Source organism: Bradyrhizobium sp. KB893862 SZCCT0404 (genome assembly GCF_018130885.1).
Classification (GTDB): Bacteria; Pseudomonadota; Alphaproteobacteria; order Rhizobiales; family Xanthobacteraceae; genus Bradyrhizobium; species Bradyrhizobium stylosanthis.
Genome location: NZ_JAFCLT010000006.1, coordinates 23,706 through 40,962, shown reverse-complemented (window position 1 = coordinate 40,962; position 17,257 = coordinate 23,706). Strand labels below are relative to the sequence as shown.

Annotated in this window: 18 protein-coding genes; 9 read left to right on the top strand and 9 right to left on the bottom strand. The window is 65.5% G+C overall.

Annotation, left to right across the window (positions count from 1 at the left end):
• Nucleotides 1-8 precede the first annotated feature (8 nt).
• The gene (locus JQ617_RS23465) at nt 9-947 is read right to left on the bottom strand and encodes a LysR family transcriptional regulator (RefSeq protein ID WP_212028342.1); all 939 of its coding nucleotides are present in this window, start codon (nt 945-947) and stop codon (nt 9-11) included.
• 160 nt (nt 948-1,107) lie between these two features.
• Here JQ617_RS23465 and JQ617_RS23460 point away from each other — a divergent pair, with 160 nt between their 5' ends.
• Nucleotides 1,108-1,689 carry a hypothetical protein gene (locus JQ617_RS23460; RefSeq protein ID WP_212028341.1) on the top strand — a complete coding sequence of 194 codons (582 nt, stop codon included), beginning with the start codon at nt 1,108-1,110 and terminating at the stop codon, nt 1,687-1,689.
• A 4-nt stretch (nt 1,690-1,693) separates the two neighbouring features.
• On the opposite strand, the gene JQ617_RS23455 is transcribed toward JQ617_RS23460, so the two are convergent.
• On the bottom strand, nt 1,694-2,254 hold the full coding sequence (locus JQ617_RS23455) for a DUF2478 domain-containing protein (protein ID WP_212028340.1): 561 nt from the start codon (nt 2,252-2,254) through the stop codon (nt 1,694-1,696).
• Nucleotides 2,255-2,322: 68 nt separating this feature from the next.
• A complete protein-coding gene (locus JQ617_RS23450; RefSeq protein WP_212028339.1) occupies nt 2,323-3,732 on the bottom strand; it encodes an aldehyde dehydrogenase family protein in 1,410 nt (469 codons plus the stop codon).
• A 182-nt stretch (nt 3,733-3,914) separates the two neighbouring features.
• Between JQ617_RS23450 and JQ617_RS23445 the strand changes: the two genes are divergently transcribed.
• Nucleotides 3,915-4,292, top strand: a complete 378-nt coding sequence (locus tag JQ617_RS23445; protein WP_212028338.1) for a hypothetical protein — start codon at nt 3,915-3,917, stop codon at nt 4,290-4,292.
• A gap of 4 nt (nt 4,293-4,296) precedes the next feature.
• Here the strand turns inward: JQ617_RS23445 and JQ617_RS23440 are convergent, their stop codons facing one another.
• The 3 genes from JQ617_RS23440 to JQ617_RS23430 form a co-directional block, all read right to left on the bottom strand.
• Nucleotides 4,297-4,743, bottom strand: a complete 447-nt coding sequence (locus JQ617_RS23440; protein ID WP_212028337.1) for a hypothetical protein — start codon at nt 4,741-4,743, stop codon at nt 4,297-4,299.
• A 12-nt stretch (nt 4,744-4,755) separates the two neighbouring features.
• The gene (locus tag JQ617_RS23435) at nt 4,756-5,130 is read right to left on the bottom strand and encodes a winged helix-turn-helix domain-containing protein (protein WP_212028336.1); all 375 of its coding nucleotides are present in this window, start codon (nt 5,128-5,130) and stop codon (nt 4,756-4,758) included.
• A 77-nt stretch (nt 5,131-5,207) separates the two neighbouring features.
• Nucleotides 5,208-6,290 (bottom strand): substrate-binding domain-containing protein, encoded by a 1,083-nt coding sequence (locus JQ617_RS23430; RefSeq protein WP_212028335.1) that lies wholly within the window; start codon nt 6,288-6,290, stop codon nt 5,208-5,210.
• Nucleotides 6,291-6,403: 113 nt separating this feature from the next.
• Here JQ617_RS23430 and JQ617_RS23425 point away from each other — a divergent pair, with 113 nt between their 5' ends.
• Together JQ617_RS23425 and JQ617_RS23420 are read left to right on the top strand one after the other, a co-directional pair.
• Nucleotides 6,404-7,888 carry an aldehyde dehydrogenase family protein gene (locus JQ617_RS23425; RefSeq protein WP_212028700.1) on the top strand — a complete coding sequence of 495 codons (1,485 nt, stop codon included), beginning with the start codon at nt 6,404-6,406 and terminating at the stop codon, nt 7,886-7,888.
• A 188-nt stretch (nt 7,889-8,076) separates the two neighbouring features.
• Entirely contained in the window at nt 8,077-8,340 is a 264-nt protein-coding gene (locus JQ617_RS23420; protein WP_212028334.1) for a hypothetical protein, read from the top strand.
• Between the two features lie 7 nt (nt 8,341-8,347).
• Here the strand turns inward: JQ617_RS23420 and JQ617_RS23415 are convergent, their stop codons facing one another.
• Complete coding sequence (locus JQ617_RS23415) at nt 8,348-9,244, bottom strand: alpha/beta hydrolase family protein (RefSeq protein WP_212028333.1); 897 nt, start codon at nt 9,242-9,244, stop codon at nt 8,348-8,350.
• Nucleotides 9,245-9,424: 180 nt separating this feature from the next.
• Here JQ617_RS23415 and JQ617_RS23410 point away from each other — a divergent pair, with 180 nt between their 5' ends.
• The 4 genes from JQ617_RS23410 to JQ617_RS23395 all read left to right on the top strand — a co-directional run bounded on the left by JQ617_RS23410 (nt 9,425) and on the right by JQ617_RS23395 (nt 13,585).
• A complete protein-coding gene (locus JQ617_RS23410) occupies nt 9,425-10,813 on the top strand; it encodes a class II 3-deoxy-7-phosphoheptulonate synthase (protein ID WP_212028332.1) in 1,389 nt (462 codons plus the stop codon).
• Between the two features lie 4 nt (nt 10,814-10,817).
• A complete protein-coding gene (locus tag JQ617_RS23405; protein WP_063684612.1) occupies nt 10,818-11,171 on the top strand; it encodes a diacylglycerol kinase in 354 nt (117 codons plus the stop codon).
• Between the two features lie 26 nt (nt 11,172-11,197).
• Nucleotides 11,198-12,955: an NAD+ synthase gene (locus JQ617_RS23400; RefSeq protein WP_212028331.1), complete on the top strand. Its 1,758-nt coding sequence runs from the start codon at nt 11,198-11,200 to the stop codon at nt 12,953-12,955.
• 96 nt (nt 12,956-13,051) lie between these two features.
• The gene (locus tag JQ617_RS23395) at nt 13,052-13,585 is read left to right on the top strand and encodes a putative immunity protein (RefSeq protein WP_212028330.1); all 534 of its coding nucleotides are present in this window, start codon (nt 13,052-13,054) and stop codon (nt 13,583-13,585) included.
• A 150-nt stretch (nt 13,586-13,735) separates the two neighbouring features.
• On the opposite strand, the gene JQ617_RS23390 is transcribed toward JQ617_RS23395, so the two are convergent.
• Together JQ617_RS23390 and JQ617_RS23385 are read right to left on the bottom strand one after the other, a co-directional pair.
• Nucleotides 13,736-14,929 carry a DUF2865 domain-containing protein gene (locus tag JQ617_RS23390; RefSeq protein ID WP_212028329.1) on the bottom strand — a complete coding sequence of 398 codons (1,194 nt, stop codon included), beginning with the start codon at nt 14,927-14,929 and terminating at the stop codon, nt 13,736-13,738.
• A 142-nt stretch (nt 14,930-15,071) separates the two neighbouring features.
• Nucleotides 15,072-15,377, bottom strand: coding sequence for a hypothetical protein (locus JQ617_RS23385; protein ID WP_212028328.1), 306 nt, complete (start codon nt 15,375-15,377; stop codon nt 15,072-15,074).
• 447 nt (nt 15,378-15,824) lie between these two features.
• On the opposite strand from JQ617_RS23385, the gene cysS reads away from it, so the two are divergent.
• Nucleotides 15,825-17,204: a cysteine--tRNA ligase gene (gene cysS / locus JQ617_RS23380; protein ID WP_212028327.1), complete on the top strand. Its 1,380-nt coding sequence runs from the start codon at nt 15,825-15,827 to the stop codon at nt 17,202-17,204.
• Nucleotides 17,205-17,257: the final 53 nt, after the last annotated feature.

Here is a 17,257-nt window from a genome sequence, read left to right as displayed (position 1 = left end):
GCTCCGGCTCAGGCGGTCGGCGGATAGGCCGTGTTCTCGCGCCGCTCGCGATCGCCAAGCTCCCGCACCAGCTCCTGGAGAAACGACTCGGTATAGGCGGGCAGGGTGCGCTCGGCGCGGACATAGATGCCGAGATCGGACCAGACCGGGCTGCCGGCATTGTCGAGCGGCAGGAAGACGAGCCGGCTGTCGCGCGACAGCCTGCTGATGCCGAGCTGGGTCTGGAAGGCGACGCCGACGCCGCGCGCGGCGAGCTCGCGCATCAGGTCGATCGAATTGGCCTGGATCGCCGGCTCCGGCGTCTCCGGGAGCTGCGCGATCAGCGGCTGCAGCAGATGAAAGATCGACAGCTCCGGTAGCGCATTGATGACGGGGAAGGCGAGGCATTGCTCCAGCGTCACCGTCTTGCGGCGCGCCAGCGGATGCTCGCGCGCGACCACCGCGCCGAGGCGAAAGCGCTTCAGGGCGACCTGCCGCAGATCCGGCGGATGGCGGAGCGCCATGGCGATGCCGATATCGGCCTCGCCGCGGCTGAGCGCCTCCAGCACGTCCGACGATCCCTTCACCTCGGTGGTGAAGCTGACGCGGCGGGCCCGCCCGCGATGGGACGCGATCAGGTCCGGCAGGACGGATTCCGTCAGCGACTCGATGCAGGCGATGCTGACGGTGCCGCTCCAGGCGCCGGAGAGGGAGGCAACGTCCGAGCGGAAGCGGTCGAGGTCCTGGAGCACGTTCATGACATGCCGGGCCAGCATCTCGCCGACCGTCGTCAGCGTCAGGCCACGCGCATTGCGCTCAAATAAGGGCGACCCAACCTCTTGCTCAAGCTTGAGAATTTGACGGCTGACGGCCGAGGACGCGACGTTCAGGACGCGCGCCGCGGCACGGATCGAGCCGGTCCGGCGGACGGCATGGAAATACTGGATGGACGGCGAGTGAAAGCGCATGGGACCCCCGTCCCAACTATAGCTGTTGCCGAAACGGCATCAACCTGTGCGAAATTCTCTGCTTTTCGAGAGCGCTGCTCATCCCTAGGTTCGCCGCCGGCTCGATCAGGTCCCAGGGGACGGCCGGGCCGTGCGCAACGATGCGCGGGGGGATTTCGGGGTGAACGAGAACATCGCTTGCGAGCTGGAGCACGGGCCGGACACCACCCGTTTGGTGGACCGCCGCCGCGCCGCGGCCTATGTCGGCGTGACCGCCGGCCGTTTCGAGCAATTGGTGCGCGACAACGTCGTGCCGCCGCCGGTGATGGTGGACAACAAGCGGCGCTGGTCGATCGCATTGCTCGATGTCGCCAGGGAAGCGGTCGTCAGCAGCATGCCGTGCCTGCCGCCTGCCATCGCCGACATCACGCCGGAGGCGCGCCCCTGCGAGCGCGACGCGGCGCCAGCCGCGCATGAACTGCCCGATCAGGTCTGGTTCGACCAGCGCGCGCGGTTCGTGCAGCGCGTGCGCCGTTCGCTGCTCTCGGGCAACGAGATCCGCCTGCTGCGCGAGTTCAAGCTGCTCAAGCAGAACCAGATCAGCATGTTCGGCTATTACGGCAGCTTCGAAGCGCTGATGGTGCGCGGCTACATCGTCGAGATCGATCGCAAGCCGCCGTCGAGCCGTCCGCTGGTGACCTATCGCCTGACCGAACGCGGCGAGCAGGTGGTCTCGGCGCTCAAGGACGAGCCGCTGGTCTGAACGTCTATTTGAGCAGCTCGCACACCGTCGGATGCGATCCGGCGGCCGGCTGCGCGTGCCCGGCCGAGATGCCGCTCCACCAGGCATCCAGCGCATCGCGTTCGCAGCCGAGCTTGACGCTCATGCCACCGGCGAATCTGACCCAGTCGGCGAAATGGTCCTTGCCGACCGCGATCACCACGGGGATGTCGGCATCGAGCGCGCGCTCGATCAGATGGGACAGGCCCTTGCCGTCGCGCTCGCGCTTGCCGAAACGGTTGATGATGAGGAGATCGGCGCCATGGGCGAGGGCGCCAGCGATCCGTTCTCCGGCATTCTGCAAGCGCGCGAGATCGAGCCGGCATCCTTGCGCCGCCGGGTCGAAATCCTGCGCGAGCAGCAGCTTCTCGCCGTTGTGAAGCAGCACCGCCGACAGGCTGGAATCCGCGCATCGACCTGCTTGAACCATGCCGACGACACGACAGCCGCGCGCATTCACGTCGGCTGCGAAGCCGCGCAGGACGGCGTCCGGGTCCTGCTGCCGCTCGTAGACCAGGGCGGCGAGGTCGCATTGGGCGTCGAACATGCTTGGTCTCCGCTTCGAAGCGAATAGATCGGGGCCGCGGCGGGGTCGCCGCGGCCCCGGTGTTCGGATCAGGCCGCCGGCGGGCCGTTGATGATCTGGAGCTGGGTGAATTCGGCGAGGCCTTCCTCGGCGAATTCAGTGCCGATGCCCGACTGCTTGGCACCGCCGAACGGGATGTGCGGGGCCATGTCGAGATGCTTGTTGATCCAGACCGTTCCGGACTCGAGTTGGGTTGCGACCTCGTGCGCGCGCTTGATGTCGGACGACCAGACCGAGGCGCCGAGGCCGTAGGTGGTGGCATTGGCGCGGCGGATCACGTCGTCCTTGTCGGAATATTTGATCAGTGGCAACACGGGGCCGAACTGCTCCTCGTCGACCAGCTTCGAACCCTCCTGGATGTCGCGCACGATGGTCGGCTCGATGAAATAGCCGGGCCGGTCCATCGCCGCGCCGCCGGCGACCACCTTGCCGTTCTTGTGCGCGTCCTCGAGGAACGCCTTCACCTTTTCGTACTGCATCTTGTTCTGCAGCGGCCCGAGCTTGGTGCCCTGCTTGGAGCCATCGTCCACGACGGTATTCTTCGCGATCGCGACCAGCTCGTTGCAGAGCTCGTCATAGACGGACTCGTGCACATAGAGCCGCTTGATGGCGAGGCAGACCTGGCCGGAGTTCTGGAATGCGCCCTCGAAGATGCCGGGCGCGACCTTCTTCGGATCGACGTCGTCGAGCACGATGCCGGCATCGTTGCCGCCGAGCTCGAGCGTGATGCGCTTGAGCGTCTGCGCCGCGCTGGCCATCACCTTCTGTCCCGTCGCCGTCGAGCCGGTGAAGGAAATCTTGCGGATATCGGGGTGCTTGGTCATCTCGCCGCCGAGATCGTTGGCGTCGGTGATGAAGTTGAGAACGCCCTTCGGCACCACGTCCTTGATCAGCTCGGCAAAGCGAAGCGTCGCCAGCGGCGTGGTCGGGGCGGGCTTGACCACCAGCGTGTTGCCGGCGAGCAGCGCGGACGGCAGCTTGAAGGCGAGGATCAGCAGCGGATAGTTCCAGGGAATGATGGCGCCGACGACGCCGAGCGGGCGGCGATAGGCCTCGACCTTGCGGTCGCCGGAGTTCTCGATCACCTTCATCGGGAGTTCGAGCGAGCCGAGATAGCGGAAGAAGGCGGCCATGCCGAGCACTTCGCCGGTGGCATCCGCCAGCGGCTTGCCCTGTTCGGACGTGAGCAGGCGGGCGAGCTCGCCCGAATTGGCCTCGATGACGTCGGCCATCCCGATCACGATTTTGCGGCGCTCCTCCATCGGCGTTGCGGCCCAGGCCGGGTAGGCAGCCTTCGCCGCGGCAACGGCCGTATCGAGCTGGGACTTCGAGGCGCGCGGGCACTGGGCCAGCACTTCCTCGGTTGCCGGATTGAGAACCGGCATGGTCAGGTCGCCCGGCACCATCTTGCCGTCGATGAGAAGATTGAAGTCACTCATTGGCTTTGCGCTCCCTTGCAGAAACGGGCCGTTCGGGGCCTCGTTATATCGAACTATATATCACGCATCGGCCGGACCGGCCATGGCGGCGGGCTGGATCAATTCCACAAAAGCAGGCTGGACGCGGGTGGACTTATCGATATATCGTGACGGATATAGCGAATTGCGTTCCGGGACTTTCGATGGAAATCAAGGTGAGGCAGCTCACGACCTGCGAGGTGGCCGCCGATGGCGGCGCGATCTCGCTGGGATTCGAGGATGTGGCGGGCAATCCTGCCGCGGTCAGCGTCTCGCTCAACCAGGTCGGCGCGCTGATCATGACGCTGCCCGGTCTGCTGGAGACCGCGCTGAAGGCCCGCTATGGCGACCAGAGCCTGCGCTATGCCTATCCGCTCGCGTCCTGGGTGCTGGAGCAATCGACCGACACGACCCAGCGCATCATCACGCTCCAGACCGAGGACGGCTTCAAGGTGCGGTTCTCGATTCCGAAGTCGGAGCAGAGCTTGCTCGGCGAAGCGCTGACGCAGCCGATGCCGGAAGTGATGGGGCGGCCGAACTGACAGCTTAATCGGCCTTCGAGCGTCCAATTTCGTTCAGGTAGATGGCCCACTCGAATTCAAAGGGGCCAAGGTCGTGCTTGGAGGCCGGATCAGATCCATTTTCATAGGCGAAATCCGACCACTCCACGCCGCGTTCGGTTCGCGAAACACGAACGGTAATGGCGCCACAAGCGAAGTCGCCACACTCCGGGCAAACAAACAGAGCCACACGATGCCCGCCGACGGGGACATCCGAAGTCAACATAGCCGCTGTTCCGCTATTGACCCGTCGAGCGATCTCTCGTTCGAGCTGAGGGTCCGAGAGAGCGCCGCACATGTCGCATTCGGCAGCCGAGGTGGCTGCAAAGAGAGATACTCCATTGACGACGAAGTCAAATGAGTGCCGCTCCGGCTTCTGTGGATTTTCGCTGCCGATCCGGCGGAGGGCCACAAGTTTTATCTGATCCGTCAACGTAGCGCCCGCTCACGATTTCCTGGAACGGCTGATGTCGCTCCTGAGCGCTTCCAGCTCCTTGTGCACGGCGCGCGCGGCGTCGCGCTCGATCTTGCGGTAGCGTGCGACAAGTTTCTCGCCGAACGGGGTCAGCATCGCGCCGCCGCCGTTCTTGCCGCCGGCCTGCGGCTCGACCACGGCATGCCCGCAGATGCGCTTGATCTCGTCGACCAGGTCCCAGGCCCGCTTGTAGGACATGTCCATGGCCCGGCCGGCCGCGGAGATCGAGCCGTGCTCGCGGATCTGTTCCAGAAGCTCGATCTTGCCCGGCCCGATCCGATTCTCGTCGTCGAGGTCGATGCGAAGGCTGAGCTGGGGAAGCGATTTGGCGCTTGCGCGCGACATGACGGGCATCTCTTGGACTTTGCCTGACGACATTGCCACTCTTGCCCGCCGCGGACAAGCGAGCGCGCCGTCATTGCTCACCGCACGGCGTGCATCTCCAGAAACGCCTTCACGCCGGTCACCTCGCCCGTGTCCGATGCGGTGTAGCCGGGCAGGGTGGCGATCGCTGCGCGGAAATCGTGGCTGCGGATGATTTCGAGGATGCGCTGCATCGGCGCGGTGTCGAGGAAGGCGCGCTTGCAGACGAAGAAATAATCCTCGGTGAGGATGCGGATGAAATCGAGCCCGAACTGGCGCGCGGCGGCCTCGACGCCGAAGCACGCATCCGCCATGCCGCTGGCGACATAGGCCGCAACGGCGGCGTGGGTGAACTCGATCTGCTGCGCGCCGTTGATCCTGCTCTCGTCGATGCCGTTCGCGGCCAGCAACTGGTCGAACAAGAGGCGCGTGCCGGAATCATGGTCGCGGTTGACGAAGCGGACGGCGGGCTTGGTGAGGTCATCGAGCGAGGCGATCCGCAGCGGATTGCCGCGCGCGACCATCAGGCCCATCTCGCGGGTGACGAAGTTGATGATGCGGTCCTCGCGCGGGTCGAGCCATTCGCGCGCAGCCTTGATCCCTTGCGCGCGCAGCGCGCCGTGCGGCAGATGCAGGCCGGAGAGGTCGCAGGCCCCCTGCGCCAGCGACACCAGCGAATGCTGGTTGCTGACATAGCGTAGGTCGACGCCGATGCCGGGCTCGCGGTCGAGGAATTCGCGAAGCTTTGCCACGGCAAAGCCGTGGCTCGCATGAACGCGGATCACGGAGGGGCGCTGTTCGAGGAACGGCTTGATCTCGCTGGCGAGCTCCTGGGCGAGGTTTTCGAGCTGCGGCCCGAGCCGGGCCTGCATGCGCTCGCCGGCCCACACCAGCCGCTCGCCGAACGGCGTGAGCTTTGAACCTTTGCCGCGCTGGGTTTCCACCAGGGGCGTTCCGAAGAACTCCGACCATTGCTCGATCAGATTCCAGACGTGGCGATAGGACAGGTGCGCATCGCTGGCGGCGCTGGTGATCTTTCCGGTCTTCCGGATTTCGTTGAGCACGCCCAGCATGACGGCGACGGTGCGCGGGCTGCCCTCGCGGCGGAATCGCCAGACGGCCTCGATCTCGATCTGAAGCATCCGATATCCTTATGAACTGCGCTTCATATATGGGGCGTCCATTTGCAGAACATATCATATTTACTCCGGCCAATAGGCGCCTAGTCTGGTATACCAGAACAGGAGGAAATATGATGTCTGTTGCATATGACTTTGCGCATTCGCCGGCGACCGAGTTCATGGCCCGGCCACAGCATCTGCTCATCGACGGGCGCCGCGTGCCCGCCAGTTCCGGCCGCACGTTCAAATCCCTCAATCCTGCAACGGGGCAGGTCATCGCCACCGTCGCCGAGGGCGGCGAGGCCGATGTCGAGATCGCCGTGGCCGCTGCGCGCCGGGCGTTCGAAGGCCCCTGGCGCACCATGCGCGCCTCCGAGCGCGGCCAGATCCTGCTGCGCTGGGCCGACCTGCTCAAGCGGCACTCGGAAGAGATCATCGAGCTCGAGTCGATCGATGCGGGCAAGCCGATCTCGGCGACGATGCGCCAGGACTTCCCCGCCGCCGTCGACACGCTGATCTATTACGCCGGCTGGGCCGACAAGATCAGCGGCGACGTCGTGCCCGTGCGCGACGATGCCCTGACGTACACGATGCGCGAGCCGGTCGGCGTGGTCGCGGCGATCGTGCCGTGGAATTTCCCGCTGATGATCGGCATGTGGAAGCTCGCCCCCGCACTGGCCTGCGGCTGCACCATTGTGATGAAGCCGGCCGAGCTGACCTCGCTGTCGGCGCTACGCATCGCCGAGCTCGCGCTCGAAGCGGGTCTTCCGGCGGGCGTCTTCAACGTCGTGACGGGGCCGGGCCGCGTCGTCGGCGACGCGCTGGTCAATCACCCGGACGTGGACAAGGTCACCTTCACGGGCTCGCCGGGCGTCGGCCGCGGAATCATGAAGGGCGCGGCCAGCAACTTCAAGCGCGTCTCGCTCGAGCTCGGCGGCAAGTCGGCCAACGTGATTTTCGACGATGCCGATCTCGAAGCAGCAAGCAAGGCTGCGGCCTCCGGCATCTTCTTCAATGCCGGCCAGGTGTGCTCGGCCGGCTCCCGCGTGCTGGTGCAGGAGAAGGCCTATGACGAGGTCGTCGAGCGGCTTGCCGCGCGCGCGAAGTCGCTGAGGATCGGCGATCCGCTCGACCGCAAGACGGCGCTTGGGCCGGTCATTTCCGAGAAGCAGATGAAATCGGTCCTCGACTATGTCGAGATCGGACAGAAGGAGGGCGCGCGCCTCGTCACCGGCGGGACGCGTATCGGCGAGCGCGGCTATTTCATCAGCCCGACGGTGTTCGCCGACGTCGAGCACGAAATGCGGGTCTCGCAGGAGGAGATCTTCGGGCCCGTCGTCAGCGTCATCAAGTTCAAGGACGAGGCCGATGCGCTCAGGATCGCCAACGGCACGGCCTACAGCCTCGCCGCCGGCGTCTGGAGCCGCGACGTCGGCAAGCTTCAGCGCTTCGCCAAGCGGGCCCGCGCCGGCACGGTCTGGATGAACACCTACGGCTATACCGACGTGCGCCTGCCCTGGGGCGGCGAGCGCGACTCCGGCCTCGGCCGCGAGCACGGCACCGCCGCGCTCGACAATTTCACCGAGCCCAAGGCGGTGTGGATGAATCTGGCCGTCTGATACCCTCCCGATCGGCCAATCCTGGGCCCGCCTGATCGTCCGGTCAGGCGGGCTCTTTTTTTCGAGATCGGTAAAATTGTCTGCATTCGGCTCAGCCGGTGCAAACCCTCTCGACAAGTAGCACGGCGCCTTAAACCAGAGCTTTGGAACCGGCCTGCATCCTGTCCGCAACAGGGCAGGGCTTCATCATGTCTATCTTCAGGGAGATCGTCGTGGCGGTTGCGGGCGTGTACACGCTCTTGTTCGCCTGCGACGCAGTGTTCGGGGTCGGCGAAGCACGCTTCGACGATTCCTATTACAGCGCCAGCTTCTACGCGCCGAAGCCGAAGGAATTCCGCTTCGCAAGCGACACGCCGCCGGCCGTGCGCGTCAGCGAAGCGTTCGCGCAGTTTGCGCCGAGCGAGGCAAAGCCGAACAGGCGCTACTCGTCGCTCACGACGATCATTCGCTGACGCCGTCTCACTCGCCCTGGATCCATTCCGCAAGGCCGCGCCACAGCGTGTCGCGGTGATCGGGGCGGAAGAAGCCGAAATGGCCGATGGCCTTGGTGCCGACGTCGGACGGCTTCACCGTCAAGACCTCCGGCTTGATCGCGGTGAAGCCGCCGGTCAGCAGCTCGACCGCGGGGCGCGTTGCCCAGGGATCGTCGGAGAAGCACAGCGCGCGCAGCTCGCCCTTGAACTTTGCGAAATTGTCGAGCGCCGGCAGTTTTGAATCGAAGAGATAGCGTGGGCTCGAGACCCAGTCGGCCCATTGCAGGAAGACGCCCTTGGGCAGGTCCTCGCCGATGCCGGCCCAGCCCGGCGCGTAGCCGAGAGCGTGGACCAGCGGGACGCCAACGAAATTCATGAAGGCGTAGACTCTGTACTTCTCCGGCGAGGTCATCAGCCGCCAGGTCGCGGCCTGCGAGGCCACGAGGGCGGCCCGCGAGATCTCGCTGTTGTTCTCGATCAGCCCGAGCGCCTGGCCGCCGTAGGAATGGCCGACATAGGCGAGCGGCAGCGTGTTGTAACGCTCGCGCATCCAGCGCACCGCGGCGGTGACGTCGAGCGCGGCCCAGTCCGACATCGAGGCCTTGAAGCCGACCAGGGATTTCGGCTGGTTGTAGCCGACCATCGCCGGCAGCCTGCTGTCGCCGATGCCGCGATAGTCGTAGGTGAGGACCGCGCAGCCGCGATGGGCGAGATAGGAGGCAAAGCCGCGATAGATCTTGCGCGGGACGGCGGTGGCCGAATTGATCAGGACGGCGTGGCGCTTGGTGCCGCGCGGCAGGAACAGGGTGCCGGTCAGCGCATACCCGTCGGCCGCCGGAAAGCTGATCTCGTCGATGAAAACGTCGTCCAATGCCGCGTCCATGGGCGGAAAGTATCTTGCCGGTTTCCTCGCTGCCCCCAGCAAATGCGAATTCAGCTTTGCCCGCAAGGGTTTGCAATGCAAAACGGATTTACAACTGGCGGTGTCGCTTTAGCCTGTGTATAAGGCGGCCCTCGCAACCCACAGATCAGGTTGCGCTTTTTGCTTCACGGAGAGATTGCGATGTCCGAGCGATGGACGCCCGAGTCCTGGCGCAGCAAGCCGGTGCTACAGGTGCCCGAATATCCCGACGCCAAGGCTTTGGCCGACGTCGAGGCGCAGCTTGCGACCTTTCCGCCGCTGGTGTTCGCGGGCGAGGCGCGCAATCTGAAGAAGGCGCTGGCCCGCGTTGCGGCCGGCGAGGCCTTCCTGCTCCAGGGCGGCGACTGCGCCGAGAGCTTTGCCGAGCACGGCGCCAACAACATCCGCGACTTCTTCCGCGTGCTGCTGCAGATGGCGGTGGTGCTGACCTATGCCGGCGCCGTGCCGGTGGTGAAGGTCGGCCGCATCGCCGGCCAGTTCGCCAAGCCGCGCTCGTCGCCGACCGAGAAGCTGAACGGCGTCGAGCTGCCGAGCTATCGCGGCGACATCGTCAACGACATCGCCTTCACCAAGGAAGCGCGCATTCCCGATCCGCAGCGCCAGCTGATGGCCTATCGCCAGTCGGCCGCGACGCTGAACCTGCTCCGCGCCTTCGCCACCGGCGGCTACGCCAATCTCGGCAGCGTGCATGAATGGATGCTCGGCTTCCTCAAGGACAGCCCGCAGTCCCGCCGCTACAAGGAGCTGGCCGACCGCATCTCTGATGCGCTCAACTTCATGCGCGCCTGCGGCCTCGACCTGGAGAGCCATCCCGAGCTGCGCGCCACCGATTTCTACACCAGCCATGAAGCCTTGCTGCTCGGCTACGAGCAGGCCATGACCCGCGTCGATTCCACCACCGGCGACTGGTACGCGACCTCGGGCCACATGATCTGGATCGGCGACCGCACCCGCCAGCTCGACCACGGCCACATCGAATATTTCCGTGGCATCAAGAACCCGATCGGCCTGAAGTGCGGCCCGTCGCTCAAGCCCGACGAGCTGCTGAAGCTGATCGACGTGCTCAACCCCGACAACGAGCCGGGCCGGCTGACGCTGATCGGCCGCTTCGGCTCCGACAAGGTCGGCGAGCACCTGCCGAACATGATCCGCACGGTGAAGCGCGAGGGCAAGGTCGTGGTCTGGTCGTGCGATCCCATGCACGGCAACACCATCACCTCGACGTCAGGCTACAAGACGCGGCCCTTCGACCGCGTCCTGTCCGAGGTGAAGTCGTTCTTCGCGATCCACGCCGCGGAAGGCACCCATGCCGGCGGCGTGCATCTGGAGATGACCGGCCAGGACGTCACCGAATGTCTCGGCGGCGCCCGCGCGATCACCGACGAGGACCTCAACGACCGCTATCACACGGTCTGCGATCCCCGTCTCAACGCCGAGCAGTCCATCGACATGGCTTTCCTGGTCGCCGAGTTGCTCAAGCAGGAACGCGCCGGCAAGGTCAAGCCGATGCCGGCCGCAGCGGGGCTCTAAGACCTTGCTGCGGATTTGGAAGGCCACGATCAATTCCCGTAACGGTCTGGCCTTTGCGTTCCGGTCGGAGCAGGCGGTCCGTGAGGAGATTTTTGCGCTCATCCTCTCGGTGCCGGCCGCCTGGCTGATCGCCGCGACCGCGATGCGCGCGGTCGAGCTGGTCTGCGCGGTCGCGTTCGTGCTGACGGTCGAGCTGCTCAACACCGCGATCGAGAAGCTCGCCGACCGCCTGACCATGGACCACGACAAGCAGATCGGCCGCGTCAAGGACATGGGCTCGGCCGCCGTCGGCGTCGCGCTGCTGATGGCGGGCGCATTCTGGATCTTTGCCATCGTCGAGCGGTTGGGTTTCGTCTAGCCATTGGAAGCGGATAAGGGGCGGCCATGACCGAACGTCTCAACGCATTCGCGGTCACGCTCGCCCAGCTCAATCCGACCATGGGCGACATCGAGGGCAATGCCGCGAAGGTGCGGGCCGCACGCGCGCGGGCCGCTGCCGACGGCGCCGATCTCGTGCTGTTTCCGGAATTGTTCATCGCGGGCTATCCGCCGGAAGATCTGGTGCAGAAGCCGGCCTTCCAGGCCGCCTGCCGCGCGGCCATCGAAGGTCTCGCGCGCGAGACCGCCGGTGGCGGGCCGGCGATGCTGGTCGGCACGCCCTGGGTCGAGGAGGGCAGGCTGTATAATGCCTGCGCGCTGCTCGATGGCGGCCGCATCGCGGCGTTGCGGTTCAAGTGCAATCTGCCGAACTACGGCGTGTTCGACGAGAAGCGGTTGTTTGCGCGCGGCCCCGCCGCGGGCCCCGTCACCGTGCGCGGCGTGCGGATCGGCGTGCCGATCTGCGAGGACATCTGGCTGGAAGAGTCCGAGGACTACGAGAACGTGGTCGAGACGCTGGCCGAGACCGGCGCCGAGATCATCCTGGTGCCGAACGGCTCGCCCTATGCCCGCGACAAGAGCGACGTGCGCCTGTCGGTCGCGGTCGCGCGCGTGACCGAGAGCGGCTTGCCGCTGGTCTATCTCAATCAGGTCTGCGGCCAGGACGAGCTGGTGTTCGACGGCGCATCGTTCGCGCTCAACGGCGATTTGTCGCTCGCGGCGCAATTGCCGGCGTTCGAGGAAAGCATCACCACGTTGCGCTTCACCAGGAATGGCGACGACTGGCGCTGCGCGGGGCCGATCGCGGAGCAGCTGGAGGGCGACAAGGCCGACTACGCCGCCTGCGTGTTGGGCCTGCGCGACTATGTCGGCAAGAACGGCTTTCCCGGCGTGCTGCTCGGCATCTCCGGCGGCATCGATTCCGCGCTCTGCGCCGCGATCGCCGTGGACGCGCTCGGCGCCGACCAGGTGCACGGCGTGATGCTGCCCTATCGCTACACGGCCGCGCACTCGATCGCCGATGCGGGCGAGCTCGCAGGCCATCTCGGCATCCGCTATGAAGTGCTGCCGATCGCGGAAGCCGTGAACGGCTTCGAGACCATCCTCTCGGGGCTCTTCAAGAACCTGCCGCCTGATATCACCGAGGAGAACCTCCAGGCCCGCACCCGCGGCACGCTGCTGATGGCGATCTCCAACAAGACCGGCCTGATGGTGGTGACCACAGGCAACAAGTCGGAGATGTCGGTCGGCTATGCCACGCTGTACGGCGACATGAACGGCGGCTTCAACCCGATCAAGGATATCTACAAGACGCAGGTGTTTCGCCTGTCGACTCTGCGCAACGGCTGGAAGCCGGATGGCGCGCTCGGCCCCGCGGGCGAGGTGATCCCGCCCGATATCATCACGCGCCCGCCGACGGCGGAGCTGCGCGAGAACCAGACCGATCAGGATTCGCTGCCGCCTTACGACCTGCTCGACGCCATCCTCGAACGGCTGATCGAACGCGAGGAGCCGCTCGAGGCGATCATCGCCGCCGGCTTCGAGCGCGATACCGTCACCCGCATCGACCATCTGCTCAACGTCGCCGAATACAAGCGCCGCCAGGCCGCGCCCGGCGTGAAGGTGACGGCCAGGAATTTCGGCCGCGACCGCCGCTATCCCATCACCAACCGCTTTCGCGACAAGGGCGAGAAGCTGCCGGTGGCAGACGAGACGCTGGTGTCGCGCGGCAGCCGGGCCTCGATCGACGCATTCGAAGGGTGAGTTGATCGGCCGCCACGGCGCATGCTTTCGGCGACCGAATTCAGCCATAGAGCATTCATAGGGCGTAGTCGGCTGTTGGTGTCGGGCGGGCGGAGCATGGCAGACGAGATCGCGCTGGACATGGAGGACATCCGTGTGGTCGCGGCGTACGCGGCGGAAAATGCCGCGGAGGTGCTGGAGATCTTCGAACGATCCTATCCTGCGGATTTTCGTCCGCGCGACGCAGTCGAAGCCGCGCGAACCTTCGCGTGCGGAGGCAAGCGGGGAAAGGCCCTGCGCGATGCAGCCTGGGCTGCGCTGAAGGCGGCAAAGGAAGCCGAAGATGCCGCGGCAAGCCAGGTCGCGCGGGCGGCGATGAGTGCCTCGTCTGCGGCCTATCTTCATCCTTTGGCGCATTCGACGCAGGTCAGGCATATTCTTGGCGCACCCGCCCACGCTGCGCGGGCCGTCGAACTTGCAGCGGGTGATGTCCCCGGTGTCGGTGCCGACTATCTTGAGCGCGCGCTCCAGCGTGCAACCCCTGGGCTCGTTGAGGTCCTGCGCCGCTACCCGCTCGCACCGTCCGGTGGCGGCCGGGTTGGCGAACTCATGCGTACAATCGACCGGAGGCTTCGCGGCGAGCTGTCGTAAGCGGAGTGGACGAGCGGTCTTGCCGCCTACGACGCTGTCAACATCCGCGAAAGCGGATGATCCAGTACGCCGCGGCGGATGTTTTCGAAAACCAATTCCCGCCGCGGAGTACTGGATGCCCCGGTCAAGCCGGGGCATGACAAGCAAGTCTTACTTCTGCTGCTGCGGCAGGAACGTCGGGCCGACGGAGCGGATCGGCTTGTTCTCCGACGAGGTCGTGGGGGCTGGATCCGCCGGCGGGGTCGCAGCGGGTGCCGTGGCCGTCGTCGGCGCCGCGCCCTTCTTGGCGCTGGCAGGCTGCGGCGCGCCCTTGTTGAGGCGCTGCTGCTGCATCTTCCTGGCGCTCTCCTCGGTGACGATGATGTCACCCTGCTGCTCGACTGCAGCCTTGTCGTCGGCCGATTTCAGCGCATCGGCCCAGGTCTGTCCGGCCGCCTTGCAGGAGCATGACGGGTTGAACTCGCTGCGGAATTTGAACGCCGTCGGCAGCGCCGTGTAGGGCTGGCCGCCGACCGAGACCGCCGAGTTCATGTCCTCGCCGGGATTGCGATGGGTGTAGAGCACGGCCTCGGCGGCCGGGCACAGCGCCTTGCAGGTCTTCTCGTCGTCGGGGAAGCGCGCCGGCACGGTCGCGAACGAGATCGGGAAATAGGCGCCGTCGCAGGTGCGCACGCACACGGTGCGGAAGGTGCCGGATTGCGGACCGAGGTCGGAGGGCGGCACGCCTTGCGGATTGTTCGGGTTGTTCGGATTGTTGCCGCCGAACAGGTTGCTCAGGAAGTTGCCGCCGCCCTGCGACTGCGCCGCATTGGCGTATTGCGGGCCGCAACCGTTCTGCGCGAGTGCCATCAGCACCGAGCGGCGCTGGTTGTCGCGCTCCGGGCTGGCGCCGCCTGCGCTGCGCAGGCGCTCGAGATTGCCGGTGATCTGATCCAGGTTGGCGCGCATCTGCTGGATCTGGGTGTTGACCGGGCCGCACTGCGCCGACTGGCCGTTGAACAGCGAGAAGAAGCCGGAGGAATCGCAGCCCATGCGCTTGGCCTGCATGGTGACGCGGTCGAGCTCGGCCTGCTGCTTGGCCTGGGAATCCTGATAACGGCGGATCTGCTCTTCGCGCGCGGGGTCGCCACCGCCGCCGCCGCGATCGAGCGCGGCGAGCTGGCCTTCCAGCCGCACGCACATCGGATTGGGGCCAAGCCCGTTCTGGCCCGGCTGAGGCGGTGGGCCGGGCGGTCCGGCCTGCGCGAAAGCGCCATTGGCGAGCACGACGGTGCCGAGGAGCACGGTGCAGGCAAGGAAGGAGCGGGCACGGGAGAGGGACAAAAATTCAGGCATATCCGCCATTCTAGCGAGGTCACGGCCCCAAGTGACTTTCAATGCGATTTGGGGGCCGAAGCGCGCCCTCCCAATAGCCGCTTCCAGCGGCATCGTCACGTCGTTTCAGGGGCCGAAGACTGGTCCTAAGGTCCGCCAGCTCCGAGGGAATTCAGCGCTGACAGGTGATTGCGACATATTCGTTGCAATGGCCATGGGAGCAGTTTGCGCCGGTTTTGGGGACAGAGCCGGTAATTTCGTCGGGATCGACCCGGCGATAGGCCGAAGCCTGGGCAAAATCCCGTGACTGGCAGTAGGTCCGCGCGACCTGCGCCCCGCATTTGTCCCCTTTGGCCAGGCACTGGTCGACACCGTAGCCATCCGCCTGGTTGGCGATGATGAAGACGCGCGTCTCGGCAAAGGCGCTGGAGGCCGCGGCAATGGAAGCACAGAAAATGAGCGCGAATATCGATCGCATGAAAATACCAGGGAGGCTGGAGACCGCCCGCACCTTAATAATCTCAAAAGGTTAAGGAGAATGGAACCGAGGGGCGGGACACTGCCCAATGCGGGCGGAAGACGGCATTTTCGCGGCTCCCTTGACGGAAGGCGGCCTCATAGCCCATATGTTCCCGCATGAACGGTCTCCTCGCCATTTGCATCATTTGCGAGATTACGAGCTAGCGATTCGCTGGCTGGAGCCGTCTTTTCTCAAACACATTGAGAGCACTGGACGCCCGGCCGCGCAACGGCCCGGTTCTCGCATTCGCATGTCGTCGCGGCAAATAGGGTTGCGAATGCGAGAACCGGACCGCTGCGAAGAAATGAAGTTTTTGTGCCGCTTGCGATTTGAAGTTCCTGGTCGAGTTTGCTGCTATCGCTGCAGGAACTTCAAATCGCATTCGGCACTACGACGGGTATCCATATGGAATTACGCCTCTACGATACGCTGAGCCGGGACAAGCGCACTTTCGTGCCGCTCGATGCGAACAACGTCCGCATGTATGTCTGCGGACCGACCGTCTACGACTTCGCCCATATCGGCAATGCGCGGCCGGTGATCGTGTTCGACGTGCTGTTTCGGCTGCTGCGCCATCTCTATGGTGAGGCTCACGTCAAATACGTCCGCAACATCACCGACGTCGACGACAAGATCAACGACCGCGCCGCGCGCGACTTTCCCGGCCTGCCGCTGAACGAGGCGATCCGGAAAGTGACCGAGCAGACCGGAAAACAGTTTCACGCCGACGTCGATGCGCTCGGCGCGTTGCGTCCTAGCGTCGAGCCGCGTGCGACCGAGCACATCGTCGAGATGCGCGAGATCATCGAGCGGCTGATCAAGGGCGGCTTTGCCTATGCCGCCGAGGACCACGTGCTGTTCTCGCCGCAGGCGATGAACGCGGCCAATGACGGGCTGCCGCGCTATGGCGCGCTGTCCAACCGTTCGCTGGACGAGATGGTCGCCGGTGCCCGCGTCGACGTCGCGCCCTACAAGAAAGGCAACACCGACTTCGTGCTGTGGAAGCCGTCCAAGCCGGGCGAGCCGTCATGGCCGTCGCCGGCCGGCATCAAGGCCGAGGGCCGTCCGGGCTGGCACATCGAGTGCTCGGCCATGGCCTGGAAGCATCTCGGCGAACATTTCGACATCCATGGCGGCGGTATCGATCTCGTGTTTCCGCATCACGAGAACGAGGTCGCGCAGACCTGCTGCGCCTTCCACAGGGAGCGCATGGCGAACTACTGGATGCACAACGGCTTCCTGCAGGTCGAGAGCGAGAAGATGTCGAAGTCGCTCGGCAACTTCATCACCATCCACGAGTTGCTCAAGGACTGGCCGGGCGAGGTGCTGCGTCTCAACATGCTGAAGACGCATTACCGCTCACCGATCGACTGGACCATGAAGTCGCTGGAGGAGAGCGCCAAGACGCTCGACGACTGGTATCGCATCGCGGCCGACGTCGCGCCGGCCGGGCCCGCTGCGTCGGTGGTCGAGCCGCTGCTCGACGATCTCAACACGCCGCTGGCGATCGCGGCGCTGCACGGCTTGCGCGGCGGTGCCGCTGCATTGTCCGGATCGTTGCGGCTGCTCGGCTTCCTGTCGGAGACCGCGGCGCAGTGGGAAGGGCGCAAGCAGCAGGCGAGCGGGGTCGATGCCGGAGAGGTCGAGCGCCTGCTGGCGGAGCGGACAGCTGCGCGCGCGCGGAAAGACTTCAAGGAGTCCGACCGCATCCGCGATCTGCTCGCGGGGATGGGCGTTGCGATCAAGGACTCCAAGGACGGGACGACCTGGGAGGTTTCGCGATGAAGCGGCCCGACACGCCGTTCCCGCGGCACTGGCTCTATTACATCGCGCTGAAG